Annotated in this window: 14 protein-coding genes; all 14 read left to right on the top strand. The window is 62.7% G+C overall.

Features of this window, described 5'->3' with window-relative positions; genetic code table 11:
- Positions 1–3: 3 nt before the first annotated feature.
- A complete protein-coding gene (locus CV_RS19220) occupies positions 4–1077 on the top strand; it encodes an NAD-dependent epimerase/dehydratase family protein (protein WP_052278872.1) in 1074 nt (357 codons plus the stop codon).
- A gap of 94 nt (positions 1078–1171) precedes the next feature.
- Complete coding sequence (locus tag CV_RS19215) at positions 1172–4729, top strand: hypothetical protein (RefSeq protein WP_043596746.1); 3558 nt, start codon at positions 1172–1174, stop codon at positions 4727–4729.
- 188 nt (positions 4730–4917) lie between these two features.
- Entirely contained in the window at positions 4918–6672 is a 1755-nt protein-coding gene (locus tag CV_RS19210; RefSeq protein ID WP_158303332.1) for a B12-binding domain-containing radical SAM protein, read from the top strand.
- A gap of 217 nt (positions 6673–6889) precedes the next feature.
- A complete protein-coding gene (locus CV_RS19205; protein WP_158303331.1) occupies positions 6890–10744 on the top strand; it encodes a glycosyltransferase in 3855 nt (1284 codons plus the stop codon).
- Between the two features lie 175 nt (positions 10745–10919).
- Positions 10920–11768 carry a flagellin gene (locus tag CV_RS19200; RefSeq protein ID WP_011137426.1) on the top strand — a complete coding sequence of 283 codons (849 nt, stop codon included), beginning with the start codon at positions 10920–10922 and terminating at the stop codon, positions 11766–11768.
- 175 nt (positions 11769–11943) lie between these two features.
- Positions 11944–12792 (top strand): flagellin, encoded by an 849-nt coding sequence (locus CV_RS19195; protein WP_011137425.1) that lies wholly within the window; start codon positions 11944–11946, stop codon positions 12790–12792.
- A 75-nt stretch (positions 12793–12867) separates the two neighbouring features.
- Positions 12868–13293, top strand: a complete 426-nt coding sequence (locus CV_RS19190; protein WP_011137424.1) for a flagellar protein FlaG — start codon at positions 12868–12870, stop codon at positions 13291–13293.
- A 36-nt stretch (positions 13294–13329) separates the two neighbouring features.
- Positions 13330–14700 carry a flagellar filament capping protein FliD gene (gene fliD / locus CV_RS19185; RefSeq protein WP_011137423.1) on the top strand — a complete coding sequence of 457 codons (1371 nt, stop codon included), beginning with the start codon at positions 13330–13332 and terminating at the stop codon, positions 14698–14700.
- A 59-nt stretch (positions 14701–14759) separates the two neighbouring features.
- A complete protein-coding gene (gene fliS, locus CV_RS19180; RefSeq protein ID WP_011137422.1) occupies positions 14760–15197 on the top strand; it encodes a flagellar export chaperone FliS in 438 nt (145 codons plus the stop codon).
- Between the two features lie 6 nt (positions 15198–15203).
- On the top strand, positions 15204–15536 hold the full coding sequence (locus CV_RS19175) for a flagellar protein FliT (RefSeq protein ID WP_011137421.1): 333 nt from the start codon (positions 15204–15206) through the stop codon (positions 15534–15536).
- A 97-nt stretch (positions 15537–15633) separates the two neighbouring features.
- Complete coding sequence (locus CV_RS19170; RefSeq protein WP_011137420.1) at positions 15634–15987, top strand: DUF2802 domain-containing protein; 354 nt, start codon at positions 15634–15636, stop codon at positions 15985–15987.
- A complete protein-coding gene (locus CV_RS19165) occupies positions 15984–17012 on the top strand; it encodes a flagellar hook-length control protein FliK (RefSeq protein ID WP_011137419.1) in 1029 nt (342 codons plus the stop codon). The genes CV_RS19170 and CV_RS19165 overlap by 4 nt, the downstream gene beginning before the upstream one ends.
- On the top strand, positions 17005–17343 hold the full coding sequence (locus tag CV_RS19160; protein ID WP_011137418.1) for an EscU/YscU/HrcU family type III secretion system export apparatus switch protein: 339 nt from the start codon (positions 17005–17007) through the stop codon (positions 17341–17343). Before CV_RS19165 ends, CV_RS19160 begins: the two co-directional genes overlap by 8 nt.
- Positions 17344–17412: 69 nt before the next feature.
- Positions 17413–18279 (top strand): NAD(P)-dependent oxidoreductase, encoded by an 867-nt coding sequence (locus tag CV_RS19155; RefSeq protein WP_011137417.1) that lies wholly within the window; start codon positions 17413–17415, stop codon positions 18277–18279.
- Position 18280: the final 1 nt, after the last annotated feature.

Here is an 18280-nt window from a genome sequence, read left to right as displayed (position 1 = left end):
CGCATGCCCGCAGACCGCCGCGCCGCGGAGCCGCGCCGCGCGCTGAACGACGATCTGGACGCCATCCTCGCGCGCAAGCCCGAGGTGTGGGAGAGCCTGCGCGGCGCCTCGCTGTTCATCAGCGGCGGCACCGGCTGGTTCGGCCGCTGGCTGCTGGAGGCCATCGCCCACGCCAACGCCCGGCTGGGAACGGATATCCGCGTGCTGGCGCTCAGCCGCGATCCGGGCGCCTTCGCGCGCCGCGCGCCGCACCTGGCGTCCAATCCCGCCATCCGCTTCCACATCGGCGACGTCCGCGACTTCGACTTTCCCCGCGAGCGCTTCACCCATGTCCTCCACGCGGCCACCACGTCGGCGCATGAAACCTTCAACGGCGAAAGTCCGCTGGGCAAGTTCGACACCCTAGTGAGCGGTACCCGGCGCGTGCTGGATTTCGCGGCGGAGGCCGGTGTCCGGCATTTCCTGTTCACCAGCTCCGGCGCGGCCTACGGTCCGTCGCCGCGCGGCCTGCCGTTGCGGGAGGACGACGTCTGCGCGCCGGACACCATGGACCCGATGACGGCCTTGGGGCAGGCCAAGCGCGCGGCGGAGTTCCTGTGCGCCGCTTATGCCCGGCAATATGGCTGGCATCTGAGCGCCGCCCGCTGTTTCGCCTTCGTCGGGCCTTTCATGCCGCTGGACATCCATTATGCGATCGGCAATTTCATCCAGTGCGCGCTGCAAGGAGAGCCTATCATCATCAATGGAGATGGCTCTCCGGTCCGTTCCTATCTGTACATGGGCGACTTGGTGGTCTGGCTGATGACGCTGCTGCAACGCGAGGGGGCGGCCGAGGTCTTCAACGTCGGATCGGATGAGGCCATCGACATCGCGGCGCTGGCGAACCGGGTCCGGGACCGGCTGAATCCGGGCGTGGAGGTGCGCATCCTGGGCCGCTCCGACGCCAGCGTCGGCAACCCGGTCCGCAACCTGTACCTGCCCGACATCGGCAGGGCGCGGGAGAGGCTGGGCCTGGAGCCCTGGACTTCGCTGGACGATGCCATCCGGTTTTCGGCCGACGCGTTTCAACAGGCATGATATTGTCTGCTAGCCGGCTTGGCCGGTTGGCGTTCTTGTTCCGGGCGGGCCGAGGCGGCAGGCTGGAGCAAGGGATACACGAAAGCAAGCGAACATGCAGATCGAAAAAAAATTCTACAACGAGAAGCACCGGCCTTATTACATCTGCGCGCCAGGATTTACCCGGGTCTCCAACGGCGTGCGCGCCATGCACCTGTTGTGCCATTACCTGAACAAGCTGGGGGAGGAGGCGTATGTCTTCACTCCGGAGACCGATCCCAAGCTCAGGACGCCCTACCTGACCCAGGACATCGTCGACCGCCACAAGGCGACCAAGCGTTCGCCCATCGTTGTCTATCCCGAAGTGCTGCATGGCAATCCGCTCAACGCGACCTCGGTGGTGCGCTACATCCTCAACCACCCGGGTTTGCTCGGAGGACCCAAGGATTATCCGGAATCGGACATGCTGGTGTTCTGGCATCAGGACTACGTGGACTTCGCCAAGTATGCCGATCCGTCCTACATCTTCATCCCGTCCATCGATACCGGCATCTTCAATAACGACGACAATCCGCATGATGATGAACGCCACCTGACGCTGGTTTACCCCGGGCGTTACAAGACCGCGGAGCAGGATTTTCCCGAGCTGTTCAAGGACTCCACCGTCATCACCTATGACTGGCCGCAAAGCCATGAGGAGTTGGCGGCGCTGCTGAGGCAGGGCAGGGTGGTGTACACCTTCGCCAACTCCGCGATCATCTCCGAGGCGCTGCTGTGCGGCTGCCCGGTGGTGATCAAGGAAACCGTGTATTCCAAGAAGCCGGAGGAGCGCGCAGGGGTGGCGCTGGGCCTGGCCTTGCCGGGCGCGACATTCGACGACACGCCGGAAGGCATTGCCGCCGCGCATGCCAAGACGGTGGAATACCAGCAGGTGTATCACCAGTACCAGCTTGAGCTGCTGGGACAGCTCGAGCACTTCATCGATCGTTCCCAACTGCTGCCGCAAGGCGCCGGCAACGAAGTGGTGCTGCCCTCCTTCCAGCCGCAGGCGGCGCCGGTCAGCCAGGAGGAGGCCAGCTACGATGCCTGGATGCGTCGTCATGCCTTGACGCCGGCATCGGCGCAGCTTCATGCAGAGAGGATGATCCGCAGCTGGAGCGGACAGCCGCGTTTCATCATCCTGATGCCTTTGACGATGGATGGTTTGCCGGATGCGATCAGATCGATCAATTCCCTATCCCAGCAGTTGTACAAGCAATGGCAGCTGATTCTGGTCGCCGATTTCGACGAGCCCAGCGCGGTGTTCCAGAACTCCGAAATACTGGGCTGGCTGCGCATAGACAATGCCCGCGACCCCGCGCAACTGACCCAGGCCTATGCGGCCGTGCTGGGGGCATTGCCTTGCGATTGGATGGGCATTTTGCCGCCGGGGGCGGAGCTGGAGCCGCATGCCCTGATCGCGCTTGGCGATTATGCCGCCTTGAATCCTGCCTGGCAGGCGATTTACAGCGACAGCGACATCATTTCGCGGAACGGCAAACGCAGCCAGCCGGCCTTCAAGCCGGATTTCAATCTGGACTTGTTGCGGGGGAGCGACTATGTCGGCGACGGCGCCTGGTTCCGCGCCGAGGCTCTGCAGGAGATCGGCGCTTTCGCCGAGGCGCCGGACGCCGACAGCTACGATGCCCTGTTGCGCATCCATGACCGCTACGGCGCGATGGTGATAGGCCACATCCCCGACATGCTGCTGCATGCGCCGTCCCGCGGGACGGCGGACGGCTCGGGCCAGCGTGCCGCCTTGGACGCCCATCTGGCCCGCAACGGCGGCGGCGCGGACATCGAGGCGGGACCTGCGGCCGGCACGCGCAGAATCCGCTATCCGGCGCCGGAGCAGGCCAGACTTTCCATCATCGTCGCCGACGCTGGCGACGGTTTCCACCTGTCCCCCTGCATCGATGCCTTGCAAGCCAGCCTGGGGGGCTGCGCGTGCGAGATCCTCGCCATCGCGGCTGACGGCGAGCCTGGCGACGCGGCCAAGCTGCTGCGCTGCGACCCCGGGCTGGGGCTGGCGGCGCGTTTCCAGCTGGGCGCTGAGGCCGCGAGCGGCGATTTCCTGCTGTTCATCGATAGCCGGGTCGAGCTCGCGCAGCCGGATGGCCTGCAGGCACTGCTGGGTCTTGCCGCCCGCCCGGAAGTCGGCGCCGCCGCGCCGCGGCTGCTGCGGCCGGATGGCGAGGCTCTCTGGCGCGGCCCGCTGCTGATCGGCGCCGGCGAAGGCGCGGCGGCCTTGTTCTGCGATGCCGGGGCATCGGAGGCCGGTCATCTGAACCGACAGGCGGTCGAGCATAATCCGGGCGCGCTGCGTCTGGAATGCCTGCTGATGGCTAAAGCGTTTTACCAGCAAATCGGCGGCATGGACGCCTCTTTGCCGACCTTGCTGGACACTGCGGTCGACTTGGGACTCAGAATCCGGGCCGCGGGCAGATTGCCGGTATGGACGCCGTTCGTATCCGCGCGCCGGCATGGCGCGCTGGATGTGTCCGAGCCCCCGGAAACCTGCGATGCCGATGCCCTGTCTTTGCGCTGGAACGGCTGGCTGGGGCAGGACCCCGCCCATAACCGCCATTTGAGCCTGGCGGCCGACAAGGCCTTCCAGATAGAGGACGTTTATTCGGCGCAGTGGGATGCCAGCTTCCATGAGCGGACCAGGGTGCTGGCGCTGCCGGCAGAGAGCAAGGCCACCGAGGCGCGCATGGCATCGCCATTCAGGATTCTGCAGGAGGACTGCCAGTGCCAGTTGACGCAGATCCCCGCGGGCCAGCGCTTGCCTAGCGCCGGGGAAATCGAGCGGATGGCGCCCGACGCGCTGCTGATGTCGGCGCGTTTCGATTCCGCCTCCCTGGCCTGGCTGCGGGGGTATAGGCAGCGCAGGCCGGATGTGCTGGCGGTGCTGATGCTGGACAAGCTGGATTTCGGCGCGGGAACCACCCACCGCTACGGCCATTCGCTGTTGCAGGCGATGGCGGGCATGGCGGACAGGGTCATCGTTCCCACCGAGTCTCTTTACCGGATGGCGCTCGCCTTCGCTGACGATGTGCGCCTGGTGCCGGACGGTTTGGAGGAGGCGCGCTGGTTCGAACTGCAGTCCTTGCGCCGGGTCGGCAAGAAGCCCAGGGTCGGCTGGGTAGGCTCGGCAGCCGAGGCCCCCGACCTGCTGATGCTGAGCGGCATCATATTGGCGACCGCGGCTGAGCTGGACTGGATCGTGCTTGGCGACTGTCCCGAGGTGCTCAAGCCTTGCCTCGCCGAATACCATGCCTTCGATCTGTCCAGCGACGACTATCCGACCAGGCTGGCCAGCCTGAGTCTGGACATGGCGGTGATGCCCAAGGCCGCCACGCTGGCCAACGAGACGGGCAGCCCCTTGCGGATGTTCGAGTTCGGCGCGCTTGGCGTTCCAGTCATCTGCAGCGCTGTCGGCGAACTGGGCCTAAGCCCGGCGCCGGTGGCGAGGGTGGAGAACGATGTGTCAAGCTGGGGAGAGGCGCTGCGGGAGCTGGCTCGCGACGCGGCCGCCGCGGCGCAGGCTGGGGATGGCTTGCGCGCCTGGGTGCGGGAGAATTGCGGTTTGAAACGGCATCTGCCCTTATGGCAGCAGGCAATCAGCCGATAAAGCCTTATAGCGGGTCATCCGATATCGCTCCGCCTGGCCGCGGAGCGGTTGACGAGGTGATATTGTTGCGCGGGCGGCCGGAAGAGGCATGAGACCGGGACCGCTGTCATCGAGAATGGTTGGTAGCACAGATGAATGGCTGGCTTGACGCAAGCGTGCGGGGCAGGCCGTTGATCGGGGAGGGTGGGATGAAGAAGCTGCTGTTTGTCGTGCCCATGCACATTTCCTGGGACTCGTTCACCAAGCCCGAGTACTACAATGTGCAGTTGGCCAAGGGCGATGGGAAGGTTTACAACATTCCCCGCACCGATTTGCCCTTGGGGCCGTTGTCGATCTCGGCGTACTTGAAGAAATTCTTGTCGCTGGACGTCAAGCTGATCGATTTCAACGCGGAAGTGAACGCGCTGGACGCGGTGCCCTTCGATTGCTTCGAGGCGCTGTGCCGGCATTTCTTCCAGCAGATCCGCGATTTTCAGCCGGATTTTGTCGGCATTTCCTCGCTGTTCAGCCCATCCTTTCCCAACTTCATGGATTGCGGCAGGGTGGCGAAGGAGGTCTGGCCGGACAGCATCGTGGTCGGCGGCGGCAACATCCCGACCAACAGCTACGAGCAGATCTACCGCGACATGGGCTGCACCTTCTTCGACGGCCTGTGCTTCGGCGAGGGCGAGAAGCCCATGCTGCACCTGCTGGAGTCGGACGATCCGCGCGCCTTCCTGGCCAGTTCGGACACCTGGATCACCCGCGGCAAGGTGATGGGCGAGGAGCTGTTCGCCCCCAAGCATGACTTCATCGACGATCTGGATGAAATCCCGTTCTTCGATTACGACCTGTGCGACATCGACAAGCACGAAATCAATCAGGTGGTGGCGTCCTACCACAACCTGGACAAGACCCGCGGCTTCCACGTGATGACCTCGCGCGGCTGCCCCTTCCTGTGCACCTTCTGCGCCTCGCACCGCACGCACGGACGCTCGATGCGCTACCACTCGCTGGAAAGGGTGCGCGAGGACTTCACCCGGCTGGTGGAGAAGTACAACGCGGCGACGGTCATTTTCCAGGACGACCACCTGATGGCCGACTCGGACCGGGTCTACAAGATCCTGGACATCGTGAAGTCGCTGAAGCTGCATTCGGTGTACCAGAACGGCCTGACGCTGTACGCGCTGGACCGGCCGATGCTGGAGGCGTTCTGGGACGCCGGGGTCCGCCACCTGGTGCTGCCGGTGGAGAGCGGCAGCGAGAAGGTGCTGAAGAAGCAGATGCGCAAGCCCCTGAAGATGAAGATCTCGGAAAGGGTGGCCAAGGACTGCCGCGAACTGGGCATCTACACCAATACCAACATCCTGATCGGCATGCCCGGCGAAACCAAGGCAGACCTGGAGGACGCGCGGCGCAACCTGCGCGAGATCGCCTCCAACTGGTTCAACATCGCCTGCGCCAGCCCCATCGTCGGCAGCGAGATCCACGAAATCTCCAAGGCGAAGGGCTATATCAAGATCAACGATCTGGGATCCGATTACCGGACCGCCGTCATCAATACCGAGGATTTCAGCGCCGAGTTCATCCAGGAATACCAGTACTTCATGAACCTGGATCTGAACTTCGTGCATAACTACGATCTTCGCTGCGGCAATTACGCCTGGGCGGAGCGCGGCCTGAAGAACGTGCTGCGGCTGAAGAGCGATCACGCCTTCGCCCATTATTATCTGGCGCAATGCTACCGCGGCCTGGGCCAGGCGGAGCTGGCCGACCAGCACTACGCCAGCTACCTGGAGTCGATCAAGACGCCGTTCTGGGGACGCTGGGCATGGATATTCGGCCTGGAGGGCATCAATCCGGACGATTGGTCGGATGCGGATTACGGCCTGCTGGCCGACATCCTGCATCCCCCGGCCATGACGGAAACCGACGATTCCCGGATCATCGCGGCTTCCGCCTGAGCCGTCTTGCTTGACGCGATGGGGCGAACCGGCGGGCAATCCGCGGGTTTTGCCCCGTTTTTACTTTGCGGTCCGCCGAATGGGCCGCTAGGATGCCGGCAGAGGACCGGGCCGCTTTCCCGGGGCTAGGCCCCGCCGCGATCTGTTATGCTGTTTGAGGGGACCGGATTCATCGATGTCCTAGCGAGCCGCAGCCATGAAATCACAGGAAAATAACGTGGAACAACAACCCCGTAAGCCGCGCGTCGGCGTGTTGACTCGAGATCTGCAGGAAGCCGCCTGCTTCAAGTTGAGATTGGGAGATCCGCTTGGCCTGCTGGCTCCGATGCTGGACGTATACGAGTTCCGCAATCAGGCGGACTTCAATTATGAAGGCTCTTTCCCGTTCGACAGCGATAGCGCGTTCGTCGAGGCCATGGACATGTTCATCGTCCAGCGGGTGTTTCCTTTCGAAGAGTTCATGCCGGTATTGCGGGAGATCGTCGAGTCCGGCAAGCCCATAGTCTACGAGGCTGACGACTGGCTGCTGGACATGCCGGAACAGCACATCATGTACGATATCTGCAGCCCGGCTTTCGAAGGCATCAAGTGGCTGTTGCCCAAGTGTTCGCTGGTGACGGTGTCGACGCCGACGCTGGTGGAGAAGGTCAAGGCTTACACCGACAAGGTGCTGCTATTTCCCAACTACCTAGCCAAGGAGCGCCTGGTGGAGCCGCTGCCGCGCGACGGCGAAATCACCATCGGCTTTGCCGGCACCTCCACCCACGAAAAGGACCTGGCGCTGCTGTCCAACGTCCTGCAACGGATTTACAACGAGTACGCCGGCCAGGTGAAGTTCGTGTTCTGGGGCCAGGTGCCGGAAAGCTTCGTCGGCATCAAGGATGTGCGCAAGGTCCAGGAGTTCGTCGGCTACAACGAATATCTGACCGAGCTGGCCAAGCTGAACATCGATATCGGCATCGCGCCGCTGACCGACAGCGAGTTCAATCAATCCAAGTCGGATTTGAAGTGGATGGAGTATTCCATCGTCGGCGCCGCCTCCGTGGTGTCGGACGTCCCTTCCTATGCCGGCCTGAAGGACAGCGGCCTCGCCATGGTGGCGGCCAATACCGAACAGGCCTGGATCGAAGCCATCAGCAAGCTGATCGACGATCCCGAGTTGCGGACCCGCCAGGCGGCGGCCGCGCGCAAGCATGTGCTGGAGCATCGCCTGCTCGAGGATCATGTCGCGGCTCTGTGGGCCAAGTACGCCGAGTTGCTGCCGGCGCATCTGCGCTCGCAGCCGCTTGGCGCATTGGGCAAGATACAAACCCGCAATCTCACCGAAAACGACGTCGATACGGTGAGGAGCTACCGCAAATGGGTGAGACGGCACGAGATCCGCGAAATCCATGCCGAGCAGTTGGCCGAGCGGATGATGACCGTGTGGCGCAAGATACCGGTGTTCACCCTGATGGTGCTCGCGCCGTCGGATAAGCTGACCAGGCTGTCGGAAACCTTCGCCGCGATGGAGAAAGTGCTGTATCGGCACTGGCGGCTGATCGTCATTTCGGACGCGCAACAACCCGATCCCATCTTCAGCCAGAGCCAGCAGCTGGGCTGGCTGCAGCTGGATTCGCTGGATGACGAGCAGAAAGTGACGGAGGCGATCAACGGCGTGGTCGCCGATCTGCCGTCCGACTGGGTGATGCTGCTGCCGGCCGGCGCGCGCCTGCAGCCGCACGCGCTGGCGCGTTTCGGCGAGCATGCCCACGTCCATCCCGAGCAGGCCGCGATTTATTCCGACCACGATATCGTCTCTCCGATGGGCAAGCGCTTCCGCCCGTCGATGCTGCCGGATTTCGCGCCGGAATACCTGCGTTCGATGGACTACATCGGCCACGCGGTGACCTTCCAGACCGAGGCGATCGCCAAGATCGGCGGTTTCCAGCCTTTCCCGAGAGCGCATTGCTATGACGCCTTGCTGAGGATTGCGGAACAGTTCGGGATCGACAGGGTGGGACACATCGATACCGTGCTGGTCTCCCTGCCTTGGGTGGACCCCAAGTACGACACCTTGGGCCATGCGTCGCGGCTGGTGGCGCTGGAGGGCCATGCCCAGCGTTGCGGCATGCCGGTGCAGGTCAGCGACGGCTTGGTGCCGGGCACCTTCCACTATCAATACCTGTTGGCCGGCGCGCCGCTGGTGTCGGTGATCATTCCCAGCAAGGACAAGCTGGAGTGCCTGACGCCCTGCCTGCAAAGCCTGTTCCGCATCACCGGCTACCAGAACTTCGAGGTGCTGATCGTAGACAACGGCTCCGAGGATCCCGAAACCTTCGAGTTCTACCAGGAGATGAAGGCCCAGCATCCGGACCGCATCCGCATCCTCAGCTACGACGCGCCCTTCAATTTCTCCGCGCAGTGCAATCTGGGCGCGCGCGAGGCGCGCGGCGAATACCTGCTGCTGCTGAACAACGATACCGAAGTGATATTCCCGCAGTGGCTGGAACGCATGCTCGCTACTGCGCAGCAGCCAGGCGTGGGGGCCGTCGGCGCGCGCCTGCTGTATCCGGAGGTCGGCCTGGTGCAGCACGCCGGCATCGTGCTGGGCATGCCGGGCGGCATGTACTCGGTGGCGGACCATATTTTCGAGGGTATGGACTACCTGTATCCGGGCTATATGAACCGCAGCCTGACCATGCAGAACTACTCGGCGGTCACCGCCGCCTGCCTGCTGGTGGAAAAGCAGATATACGATCTGGTCGGCGGCTTCGACGAAGAGTCGCTGCAAGTGTGCTTCAACGATGTCGATTTCTGCCTCAAGGTGCAGGCCGCCGGCCTGCGCAATGTCTACAATCCTTTCGTCGTGCTGTACCACAGCCATGGCCAGAGCATAGGCCGGGTGACCACCGACCCGCGTCCGGCGCTGAAGGCCGCGGTGCGAGAGCGGGATGAGATGGAGGTGATGCTGGCGCGCTGGCTGCCGGTGCTGCAGCGCGACCCTTGCTACAACCGCAATCTGACGCTGCGCACCAAGCGGACGACAACCGAGTGGCAGCGCTCGGTGGCCTGGGATCCGGGCTTCTCCAGCCGCAAGCGGGTGCTCGGCATCCCGGTGCCCGGCGGCAGCGGCGAATACCGTCTCAGCCAGCCGCTGTCGGTATTGCAGGAGAAGGGCAAGCTGGATGGCGAAATCCACCAGCCTGACGAGGGCATCCCGACCGTGGTGGAACTGGCGCGGCAGGCGCCGAACACCATTCTGCTGCATACCGGCATCAGCGACTACATCTATGAAACCATGGATGCCTACCGCAAGTTCATTCCGGACCTGCGCATCGTCTTCGGCCTGGACGATCTGGTCGGCGGGGTGCCGGAGAAGAGCAGCCTGTACGATCACTGGAGCCGCCATTATCCGGATGCCAAGCAGCGGCTGCGCCGGGTGTTGAAGCTGTGCGACGCCGCCGTGGTGTCGACCCAGCCTTTGGCCGACTTCATCCAGAACATGGTTGGCGAGGTGACCGTCGCGCCCAACCGGCTGCGCAAGACGATCTGGGGCGATTTGAAGTCGCAGCGGCGCGTCGGCGCGAAGCCGCGCGTCGGCTGGGTGGGCGCCAGCCAGCACCGCGGCGACCTGGAGCTGATCTATGAGGTGTTGAAGGCCACTCACAAGGAAGTCGACTGGGTGTTCATGGGCATGTGCTTGCCGCAATTCCGACCCTTCGTCGCCGAGATGCATCACGGCGTGCCTTTTGCCGATTACGCGGCCAAGGTGGCGACGCTGAATCTGGATCTGGCGGTGGCGCCGCTGGAGATCAATCCTTTCAACGAGGCCAAGAGCAATCTGCGTCTGCTGGAGTACGGCGTGCTGGGTTGGCCGGTGGTGTGCACCGACATCTACCCGTACCAGACCAATAACGCGCCGGTATGCCGCGTGCCCAACCGGGCGGAGGCCTGGATCGAGGCGATACGCGCGCGGGTGCATGATCTGGACGCGCTGGCGAAAGAAGGCGATGCGCTGAAGGCCTGGTTCGATCGCGACTACTGGCTGGAGGAGCATTACGAGGAATGGTTCCGGGTCCTGCACGGTTGAGCGGGATGCGGCTCCGCCCCCGGACAGGTTCCGGGGTTTTTTTTTTATTCAAGGGAGGATGGTTCGATTAGTTGGCAGTTTTGCCATTTTCATCAAAGTTTCCCCGCCATGGCCGATCTGATCGGCAACAGGCAATTATTTTGGTGAGCCCGCTGGGCTGATTAAGAGGAACAAAATGGCAATTACCGTCAATACCAATACCAGTTCGCTGCAGGCTCAGCTGAACCTGAATGGCTCCCAGATGGCGCTGTCCAGGTCGCTGCAGCGGCTGTCTTCCGGCCTGCGCATCAACAGCGCCAAGGACGACGCGGCCGGTCTGGCGATTTCGCAGACCCTGACCTCGGCCATCCGCGGCAACAACCAGGCCGTCAACAACGCCAACGACGGCATTTCCGTCGGGCAGACGGCGGAAGGCGCGCTGGGGCAGATCGCCAACAACCTGCAGCGTATCCGCGAAATCGCGGTGCAGGCGTCCAACGGCTCGGTCAGCAACACCAACCGCTCGCAGCTGCAGAACGAAGTGGATCAGCTGACCCAGGAAATCTCGCGTATCGTGCAGACCACCCAGTTCAACGGCACCTCGCTGTTGTCCGGCAGCGCGGTGCTGACTTTCCAGGTCGGTTCCTCCGGCGCCAGCAGCAACCAGGTTTCGGTTTCCTCGGTGGACATGACTTCCGCCGGCGTCCTGTGCAGCTACAACTCGTCCTTGACCAATACCGGCACCATCAGCGTGCTGAGCCAGGGCAGCGCTTCCGCGGTGCTGTCGAGCCTGGATCACGATATCGCCGCGATCTCGAACGTGCGTTCCACCTGGGGCTCGGTGCAGAACCGCTTCGACGCGGTGGTGGCCAACCTGCAGAACTATGTGCAGAACCTGACCGCTGCCAATAGCCGTATCCTGGATGTGGACTTCGCCTCTGAAACCGCGAACCTGACCAAGAACCAGATTCTGCAGCAGGCCGGCTCTTCCATCCTGAAGCAGGCCAACTCTTTGCCGCAGGCCGCGCTGACGCTGCTGCAGTAAGCGCAATCGATGGCGCCGCAGTCTGCCTGGCAGCCTGCGGCGGATTGGGGATTGGCAAAGGGATTTGCAGTATTGATGCAAAAATTCACATCCGGGGCATAAAGTTCGGATCGCCTTGGTCGATAAGTTGTGTAAGCAAGCTGTTTTGCCCACCTAAAGCACCAGGAGAGTCACCATGGCTATTACCGTCAATACCAACGTATCCTCGCTGCAAGCGCAGCTGAACCTGAACAATTCGCAGATGTCGCTGACCAAGTCGCTGCAACGTCTGTCTTCCGGCCTGCGTATCAACACCGCTAAGGACGACGCGGCCGGTCTGGCGATTTCGCAGACCCTGACCTCGGCCATCCGCGGTAACAACCAGGCCGTCAACAACGCCAACGACGGCATTTCCGTCGGGCAGACGGCGGAAGGCGCGCTGGGGCAGATCGCCAACAACCTGCAGCGTATCCGCGAAATCGCGGTGCAGGCGTCCAACGGCTCGGTCAGCAACACCAACCGCTCGCAGCTGCAGAACGAAGTGGACCAGCTGACCCAGGAAATCTCGCGTATCGTGCAGACCACCCAGTTCAACGGCACTTCGCTGTTGTCCGGTAGCGCGGTACTGACTTTCCAGGTGGGTTCGTCCGGCGCCAGCAGCAACCAGGTTTCGATTTCCTCGCAGGACATGACGTCCGCCGGCGTGCTGTGCAGCTACAACTCGTCCTTGACCGCCACCGGCACCATCAGCGTGTTGTCGCAGGGTAGCGCTTCCGCGATTCTGTCCGCCTTGGATCAGGACATCTCCCAAATCTCGAACGTGCGTTCGACTTGGGGTGCGGTGCAGAACCGGTTCGACGCCGTGGTGGCCAACCTGCAAAACTACGTGCAAAACCTGACTGCCGCCAATAGCCGGATTTTGGATGTAGACTTTGCCTCGGAAACGGCTAACCTGACTAAGAACCAGATTCTGCAACAGGCTGGCGCGTCTATCCTGAAACAAGCGAATACTCTGCCCCAGGCAGCGCTGACGCTGCTGCAATAACAGTAGTACACTGATGGTATAGCCAGTCGCAGCTCCGGTTGGGCAGCCGGAGCTGCGGTCACGAGGAGCGTGATCATGCAAATCCCTTCCATCTTATCGCCTTCCGTTCCGACGACATCCGCTCCAGTACAGCGTCAGCAGCTGGTAGAGCTGGCGCAGGCTCCGACCAGCGACCAAAACCAGCAGGTGCTGGCGGAAACGACACAGGCTGTTGCCGCGGTTGGGCAGAACCAGCAGCAACAGGCGGCTGCGGATTCGGAGCAGAAGCAGCAGTCGCTGACCAAGCAGTTGGAAGACTCGGTCAAGCAGTTGAACAACACGGCTTCGTTGTACAACAGCTCCTTGCTGTTTTCGGTCGACAAGGACACCGGCGCCACCGTGGTGAAGGTGGTCGACAAGGAAAACAACAAGGTTATTCGTCAAATTCCGTCCGAAGAAGCGTTGCGCATCGCCAAGGCGATCGGCGACTTCAAGGGACTTTTGCTGAAGGACAAGGCCTGACCTCTTTGTCCCGATGCGGCTAAACATGGGGATGACATGGCAGCCATTACCAGTTCCGTGGGTGCATTGGATGTACAAGGCATAGTCAGTCAGTTGATGGCGATAGAGCGCAGGCCGCTCAACGAAAGCCAGCAACGCGCCGACCAATACAACACCCAGCTCAGCACCGTAGGCAAGCTCAGTTCTTCGCTGTCCGCGCTTCAAACCGCGTTGACAGGGCTTTCCTCCGGCCGTTTCCTGCAGGTGTTCAAGGCCACGGTCAGCGACGCGTCGATGGGCGCCGTGTCCACCACCAGCGGCGGCAGCTCCGGCACTTACCAGATCGATGTGAAGAATCTGGCCACCAGCCGCCAGCTGGTGTTCGATCAGGTCGGCACCAGCACGATCACCGATCCCAAGGCGGCCATCAGCGGCGCGCCGGACTCGATCTCCTTTCAAGTCAATGGCAAGACCCAGACGGTGACGCTGCGCAGCAAGCCGGACGACGTGGTTTCGCTGCAGACCATCAACGACAAGATCAATGCGGCCGGCATCGGCATCAACGCTTCCGTGGTCCAGAACGGCTCGCAGTACAAGCTGGTGTTGGGCTCGGTGGAATCCGGTCTCGACAATCAATTCAAGATCGTCGCCGGAAGCAATAGCAGCGACTCGGGCGGCACCAGCGGCTCCACGCTGGCGGGCCTGTCGCAGAGCCCCACCGCGGGAACGGAGTCGCGGGATGCCAGCAATGCCAGCCTGACCGTCAACGGCGTCGCCATCAGCGCCGGCAGCAACAAGGTGACCAGCGCGGTGGCCGGCGTGGAGATAGATCTCTACAAGGCGGGCAGCTTCACGGTGTCGCTGTCGCCGGACAGCGCCGGCGTGGCCAAGAATCTGCAGTCTTTCGTCGACGCGTACAACCAGGTGATAGGCGACGTCAAGGCCGCGCGCAGCGGCGCCCTGAAGGGCAACGCGTCTATCCTGGACATCCAGGGCAAGCTGCAGCAGGTCCTGGCCACCCCGGTGGCCGGCGTCGATCCGGTGAATTCCATCGCTTATCTATCGCAGGCCGGCATCTCTCTGCAGAAGGACGGCACGCTGAAGCTGGACCAGACCGCCTTCAACGACGCGATGAAGAAGGACAAGCAGGCCGTGGTCAATCTGTTCGGCAACGCCTCGAATACCGGTTTTGCCCAGCGCTTCAACCTCGAGATCAACGGCATGCTGGATCCCAAGGGCGTGATCGAGACCAGCAAGGCCACGATACGCACCAAGGTGAGCACGGAAACCCAGCTGCAAAGTTCCCTGCAGTCGCGCCTGGACACCAAGCAGGCGCAGCTGATCAGGCAGTACACGGCATTGAACAAGACCCTGGCCGAGATGCAGTCCGGCTCGTCCAGTCTGTTCAATCTGATTTCCAGCAAGTAAAGTGGCGGACCGGATGGCATGGCGCTGTCCGGTTTCAGTTCTAGAAATGATGGTGGGCCATGCTGAATTCACGAATGCTCAAGCAGTTCAACCAGGCATACGCCAACGATGCCTTGAAGACCGCGATTTATGGCGCGAGTCCGGTCGGCATCGTCGTGATGCTTTACGAGGGGGCCATCAAGGCCCTGCAGGCCGCGGATACCGCCATCGACAACAGCCGTTTCGATGAAAAGGCCAGGATGATCACCAAGGCGGTGGATATTCTGGAGGGGCTGAGAATCGCTTTGGATCTGGAGCAGGGCTCGGAAGCCGCCGTGAATCTGAACGATTTATACCTGTACATGAAACTGCGCTTGGCCAAGGCCAGCTTGAAGAACGACAAGGAGATCCTGGCCGAGGTTCGTTCATTGCTGGAAACCTTGCTGCCTGCCTGGCAGCAGGTCAACCGGGCCGGCGCGGCGCAAGCCGCGGGCGTAGAGCCTCAAGCGGGGGCCTAGGACGGGATGACGTCGCAAACCGCGCGTTCGGCATTGGCCGAACTGATTGAGCAACTTGAGCCTCTGACCAGAGAGCTGCTGGAAGCGGCGAATCTGCGGGACCGTCCGCGCTTCTCCTCGCTGTATGGCCGCAGCGAAGCCCATGTGCAGCAGTTGCTGAAAACCTTGGAGCAGGAGGGGCGCGACCAACTGAGCGACGAGCAGCGCGAGGCCTTGCACAGGGTACTCATCGTGCGTGAGGAAACCCAGCGGCAGCTGGCCAATTGGGCCGGCCAGGTAAAGGATGAGCTGCGCACGCTGAGCAAGAGTTCCAAGCTTAACCGCCAATACAAGGGGTGAATCCAGGAGGGATGCCCGCCCCGGGTTTTGGCTTGGGTTGCGCGGTATTTCGCCATACACTTAAGTCAGTGCGGATCTCACCCGAGGGGAAATCTCCATGTCCGGCGCCTTCTTCCCTTATCTGATGCTCGTATTCTGGCTTGTGCTGGCCGTGGCGGTCGTTTATCTGTACAGCCGCCTGCGGCGGCTGGAGAGCAAGCGCGACAGCGTCACCTCGCTGTATCTCGACCAGCTGCAGCAGCAGATCAGCGCCTTGCAGCGGGATGTGTCGCGTTTGCAATCGAGATTGGAAAACCGCAATCAGGGCGAGCACGGGCTGAGTCCCTACAACCAGGCGATAGAAATGATCCGCCAGGGGCTGACCGCTTCCGAGGTGGCGTCGCGTTGCGGCATTTCCCGCAGCGAGGCGGAGTTGATCGTCTCTCTTTACCGTAACAGTCCGACTTCATGATTCCATCGTTGCCCACCAATCTGCCCGTCACCAGCCAGGGAACGGCGCAGACGCCCAATCAGCTCAGAACCTCGATAGACGGCGCGCGGCTGCTGGAGGCGCTCAGCCAGCCGTCGAAGCTGCCGTCCTTGATGGTGGGCGAACTGCTGACCGCCAAGGTGGCGGATCAACTGGGCAACAACCAGCTGGCGGTGCTGATCAAGAACGCGCTGTTCACGCTCAGTCTGCCGCAGGGAGCCAATCCCTCGGGCGACACGCTCAACCTGCGGGTGGTGTCGTTGCAGCCGTCCCTGACTTTCGCCTTGCTGGACAGCGGCAAGGAGGCCGCGGCGCCTCAGGACGGTTCGGTCGCGGTCAAGCTCAGCCAGGCGTCGCGCTATCTGACCTCGCTGCTCAATTTCGGCGAGGCCCAGACCGCAGCCTCCAGCAAGCCTTTGCAACTCGATGTCGCCCAGCAGCCGCCAGCCCAGGTAGCGAAGCAGCTGCAGCAGGATGTCAAGCAGAGCGGATTGTTCTACGAATCGCACCTGAAGGATTTCAGCAACGGGCAGCATCCGCTGGAACAGCTGAAGCAGGAGCCGCAGGCCAAGCTGAGCGTGACCCTGCATGCGCTGGAGGACGATCAAAAAAACAGCAATCAAGTCAGGCCGCAGCTGCAGGAGCTGGGCGGCCTGGTGCAGCGCCAGCTGGATGGCTTGGAGAACAAGGCCATCCAGTTTCAGGGTTTCGCCTGGCCCGGCCAGCCGATGCAGCTGCAGATCGAGCAGGAAAAGGCCGAGAACGAGAGGCAGGGCAGCGCCGACGAGGACATCCCGGTGTGGAATACCAGCCTGTCGCTGGAGCTGCCGGCCTTGGGCGGCATGGGCGTCAGGTTGCGGATGGTGGGGCAGTCGGTGCAGGTGATGTTCAGCGCCGACGAGGGGGAAACCGGACAGATGATACAGCGCCACGCGTCCCGCTTGCAGAGCGGCATGGCCGCCGCCGGCCTGAATCTGTCCAGCCTGGTGGTGAAGCAGCATGAATGAAGCGCAGAATGACGAGAAACGCCGCTCCGCGGTGGCGCTGTCCTACAAGGAAGGGCAGCGTTCTCCCCGGGTGGTGGCCAAGGGCTATGGCCAGATGGCCCAGCGCATCATCGATTGCGCGCAGGATGCCGGCGTGTTCGTCCACGATTCCCCGGAACTGGTGTCGTTGCTGATGCAGGTGGATCTGGACAAGCATATTCCGCCGGAGCTGTACCGCGCCGTCGCCGAGATCCTGGCCTTCATCTATTACCTCGAGCGCCAGGCGGGCGCCCAGGACACCGCGTTCGAAGACTGGACGGCCGGCCGCCGGGAGGCCGCCGGCAACCCCTGAGCGCCTCTGGCGCGCTCGACCGCAATCCCCTATCCTCACCCGATCGCTGTTTTTCTATCGGAGAGCGGAATGCGCATCGGCTATATCGGTCTGGGCATCATGGGGCGTCCCTGCGTCCTCAATCTATTGAAAGCGGGCTTGCCCGTCAGCGTATGGGCGCGGCGGCGCGAGAGCGCGGCTTCTTTGCTGGAGGCCGGCGCAGCCTGGGCGGACAGCCCGGCGGAACTGGCCGGTCAGGTGGACGTGCTGGTGACCAATGTGTCGGACACCGCCGACGTCGAGGCGGTGCTGCTGGGCGAGCAGGGCGCGATCCATGGCGCGAAACCGGGACTGGTTTGCGTCGACATGAGCACCATCTCGCCGAACGGCGCGCGCCGGATCGCCGCCGCGCTGGCGGAAAAGGGCGTGGATTTCCTGGACTGCCCGGTATCCGGCGGCGAGGTGGGCGCCATCAACGGCACGCTGACCATCATGGCCGGGGGCCGGGAGGAGGCGCTGGAGAAGGCTAGGCCGGCATTACAGGCGATGGGGCAGACCATTACCCACATCGGCGCCAGCGGCGCCGGCCAAGTGGCCAAGGCTTGCAACCAGATCGCGGTGGCGGTCGGCGTGGCCGCTGTCGCCGAGATCGTCAAGCTGGCAAAGGCCTGCGACGTGGATCCCGCCCCGGTGCGCGCCGCGCTGATGGGCGGCTTCGCGCAGAGCCGGGTGCTAGATGTGCATGGCCAGCGGATGATAGACGACAATTACGCGCCGGGTTTCAAGGCCAAATTGCACGCCAAGGACATGCATATCGTGATCGATACCGCGCGGGAACAGGGCATCAGCCTGCCGGCGGCGGAGCGGACGATGCGATTGATAGACCAGCTGGTTGAGCAGGGGGACGGCGAACTCGACTCTTCCGCTATCGCCAGGTTGATCTGGCAGCAGAACTGAC

The organism is Chromobacterium violaceum ATCC 12472, from assembly GCF_000007705.1.
GTDB lineage: Bacteria > Pseudomonadota > Gammaproteobacteria > Burkholderiales > Chromobacteriaceae > Chromobacterium > Chromobacterium violaceum.
This window is presented reverse-complemented; position numbering and strand designations above follow the sequence as displayed.

What these genes read in the sequence shown, in the direction of transcription:
- CV_RS19165 (WP_011137419.1), top strand. Translation starts at nt 15,984, where the DNA reads ATGATTCCATCGTTGCCCACCAATCTGCCCGTCACCAGCCAGGGAACG.
- CV_RS19155 (WP_011137417.1), top strand. Translation starts at nt 17,413, where the DNA reads ATGCGCATCGGCTATATCGGTCTGGGCATCATGGGGCGTCCCTGCGTC.
- CV_RS19215 (WP_043596746.1), top strand. Translation starts at nt 1,172, where the DNA reads ATGCAGATCGAAAAAAAATTCTACAACGAGAAGCACCGGCCTTATTAC.
- fliD (WP_011137423.1), top strand. Translation starts at nt 13,330, where the DNA reads ATGGCAGCCATTACCAGTTCCGTGGGTGCATTGGATGTACAAGGCATA.
- CV_RS19210 (WP_158303332.1), top strand. Translation starts at nt 4,918, where the DNA reads ATGAAGAAGCTGCTGTTTGTCGTGCCCATGCACATTTCCTGGGACTCG.
- fliS (WP_011137422.1), top strand. Translation starts at nt 14,760, where the DNA reads ATGCTGAATTCACGAATGCTCAAGCAGTTCAACCAGGCATACGCCAAC.
- CV_RS19170 (WP_011137420.1), top strand. Translation starts at nt 15,634, where the DNA reads ATGTCCGGCGCCTTCTTCCCTTATCTGATGCTCGTATTCTGGCTTGTG.
- CV_RS19195 (WP_011137425.1), top strand. Translation starts at nt 11,944, where the DNA reads ATGGCTATTACCGTCAATACCAACGTATCCTCGCTGCAAGCGCAGCTG.
- CV_RS19190 (WP_011137424.1), top strand. Translation starts at nt 12,868, where the DNA reads ATGCAAATCCCTTCCATCTTATCGCCTTCCGTTCCGACGACATCCGCT.
- CV_RS19160 (WP_011137418.1), top strand. Translation starts at nt 17,005, where the DNA reads ATGAATGAAGCGCAGAATGACGAGAAACGCCGCTCCGCGGTGGCGCTG.
- CV_RS19200 (WP_011137426.1), top strand. Translation starts at nt 10,920, where the DNA reads ATGGCAATTACCGTCAATACCAATACCAGTTCGCTGCAGGCTCAGCTG.
- CV_RS19175 (WP_011137421.1), top strand. Translation starts at nt 15,204, where the DNA reads ATGACGTCGCAAACCGCGCGTTCGGCATTGGCCGAACTGATTGAGCAA.
- CV_RS19220 (WP_052278872.1), top strand. Translation starts at nt 4, where the DNA reads ATGCCCGCAGACCGCCGCGCCGCGGAGCCGCGCCGCGCGCTGAACGAC.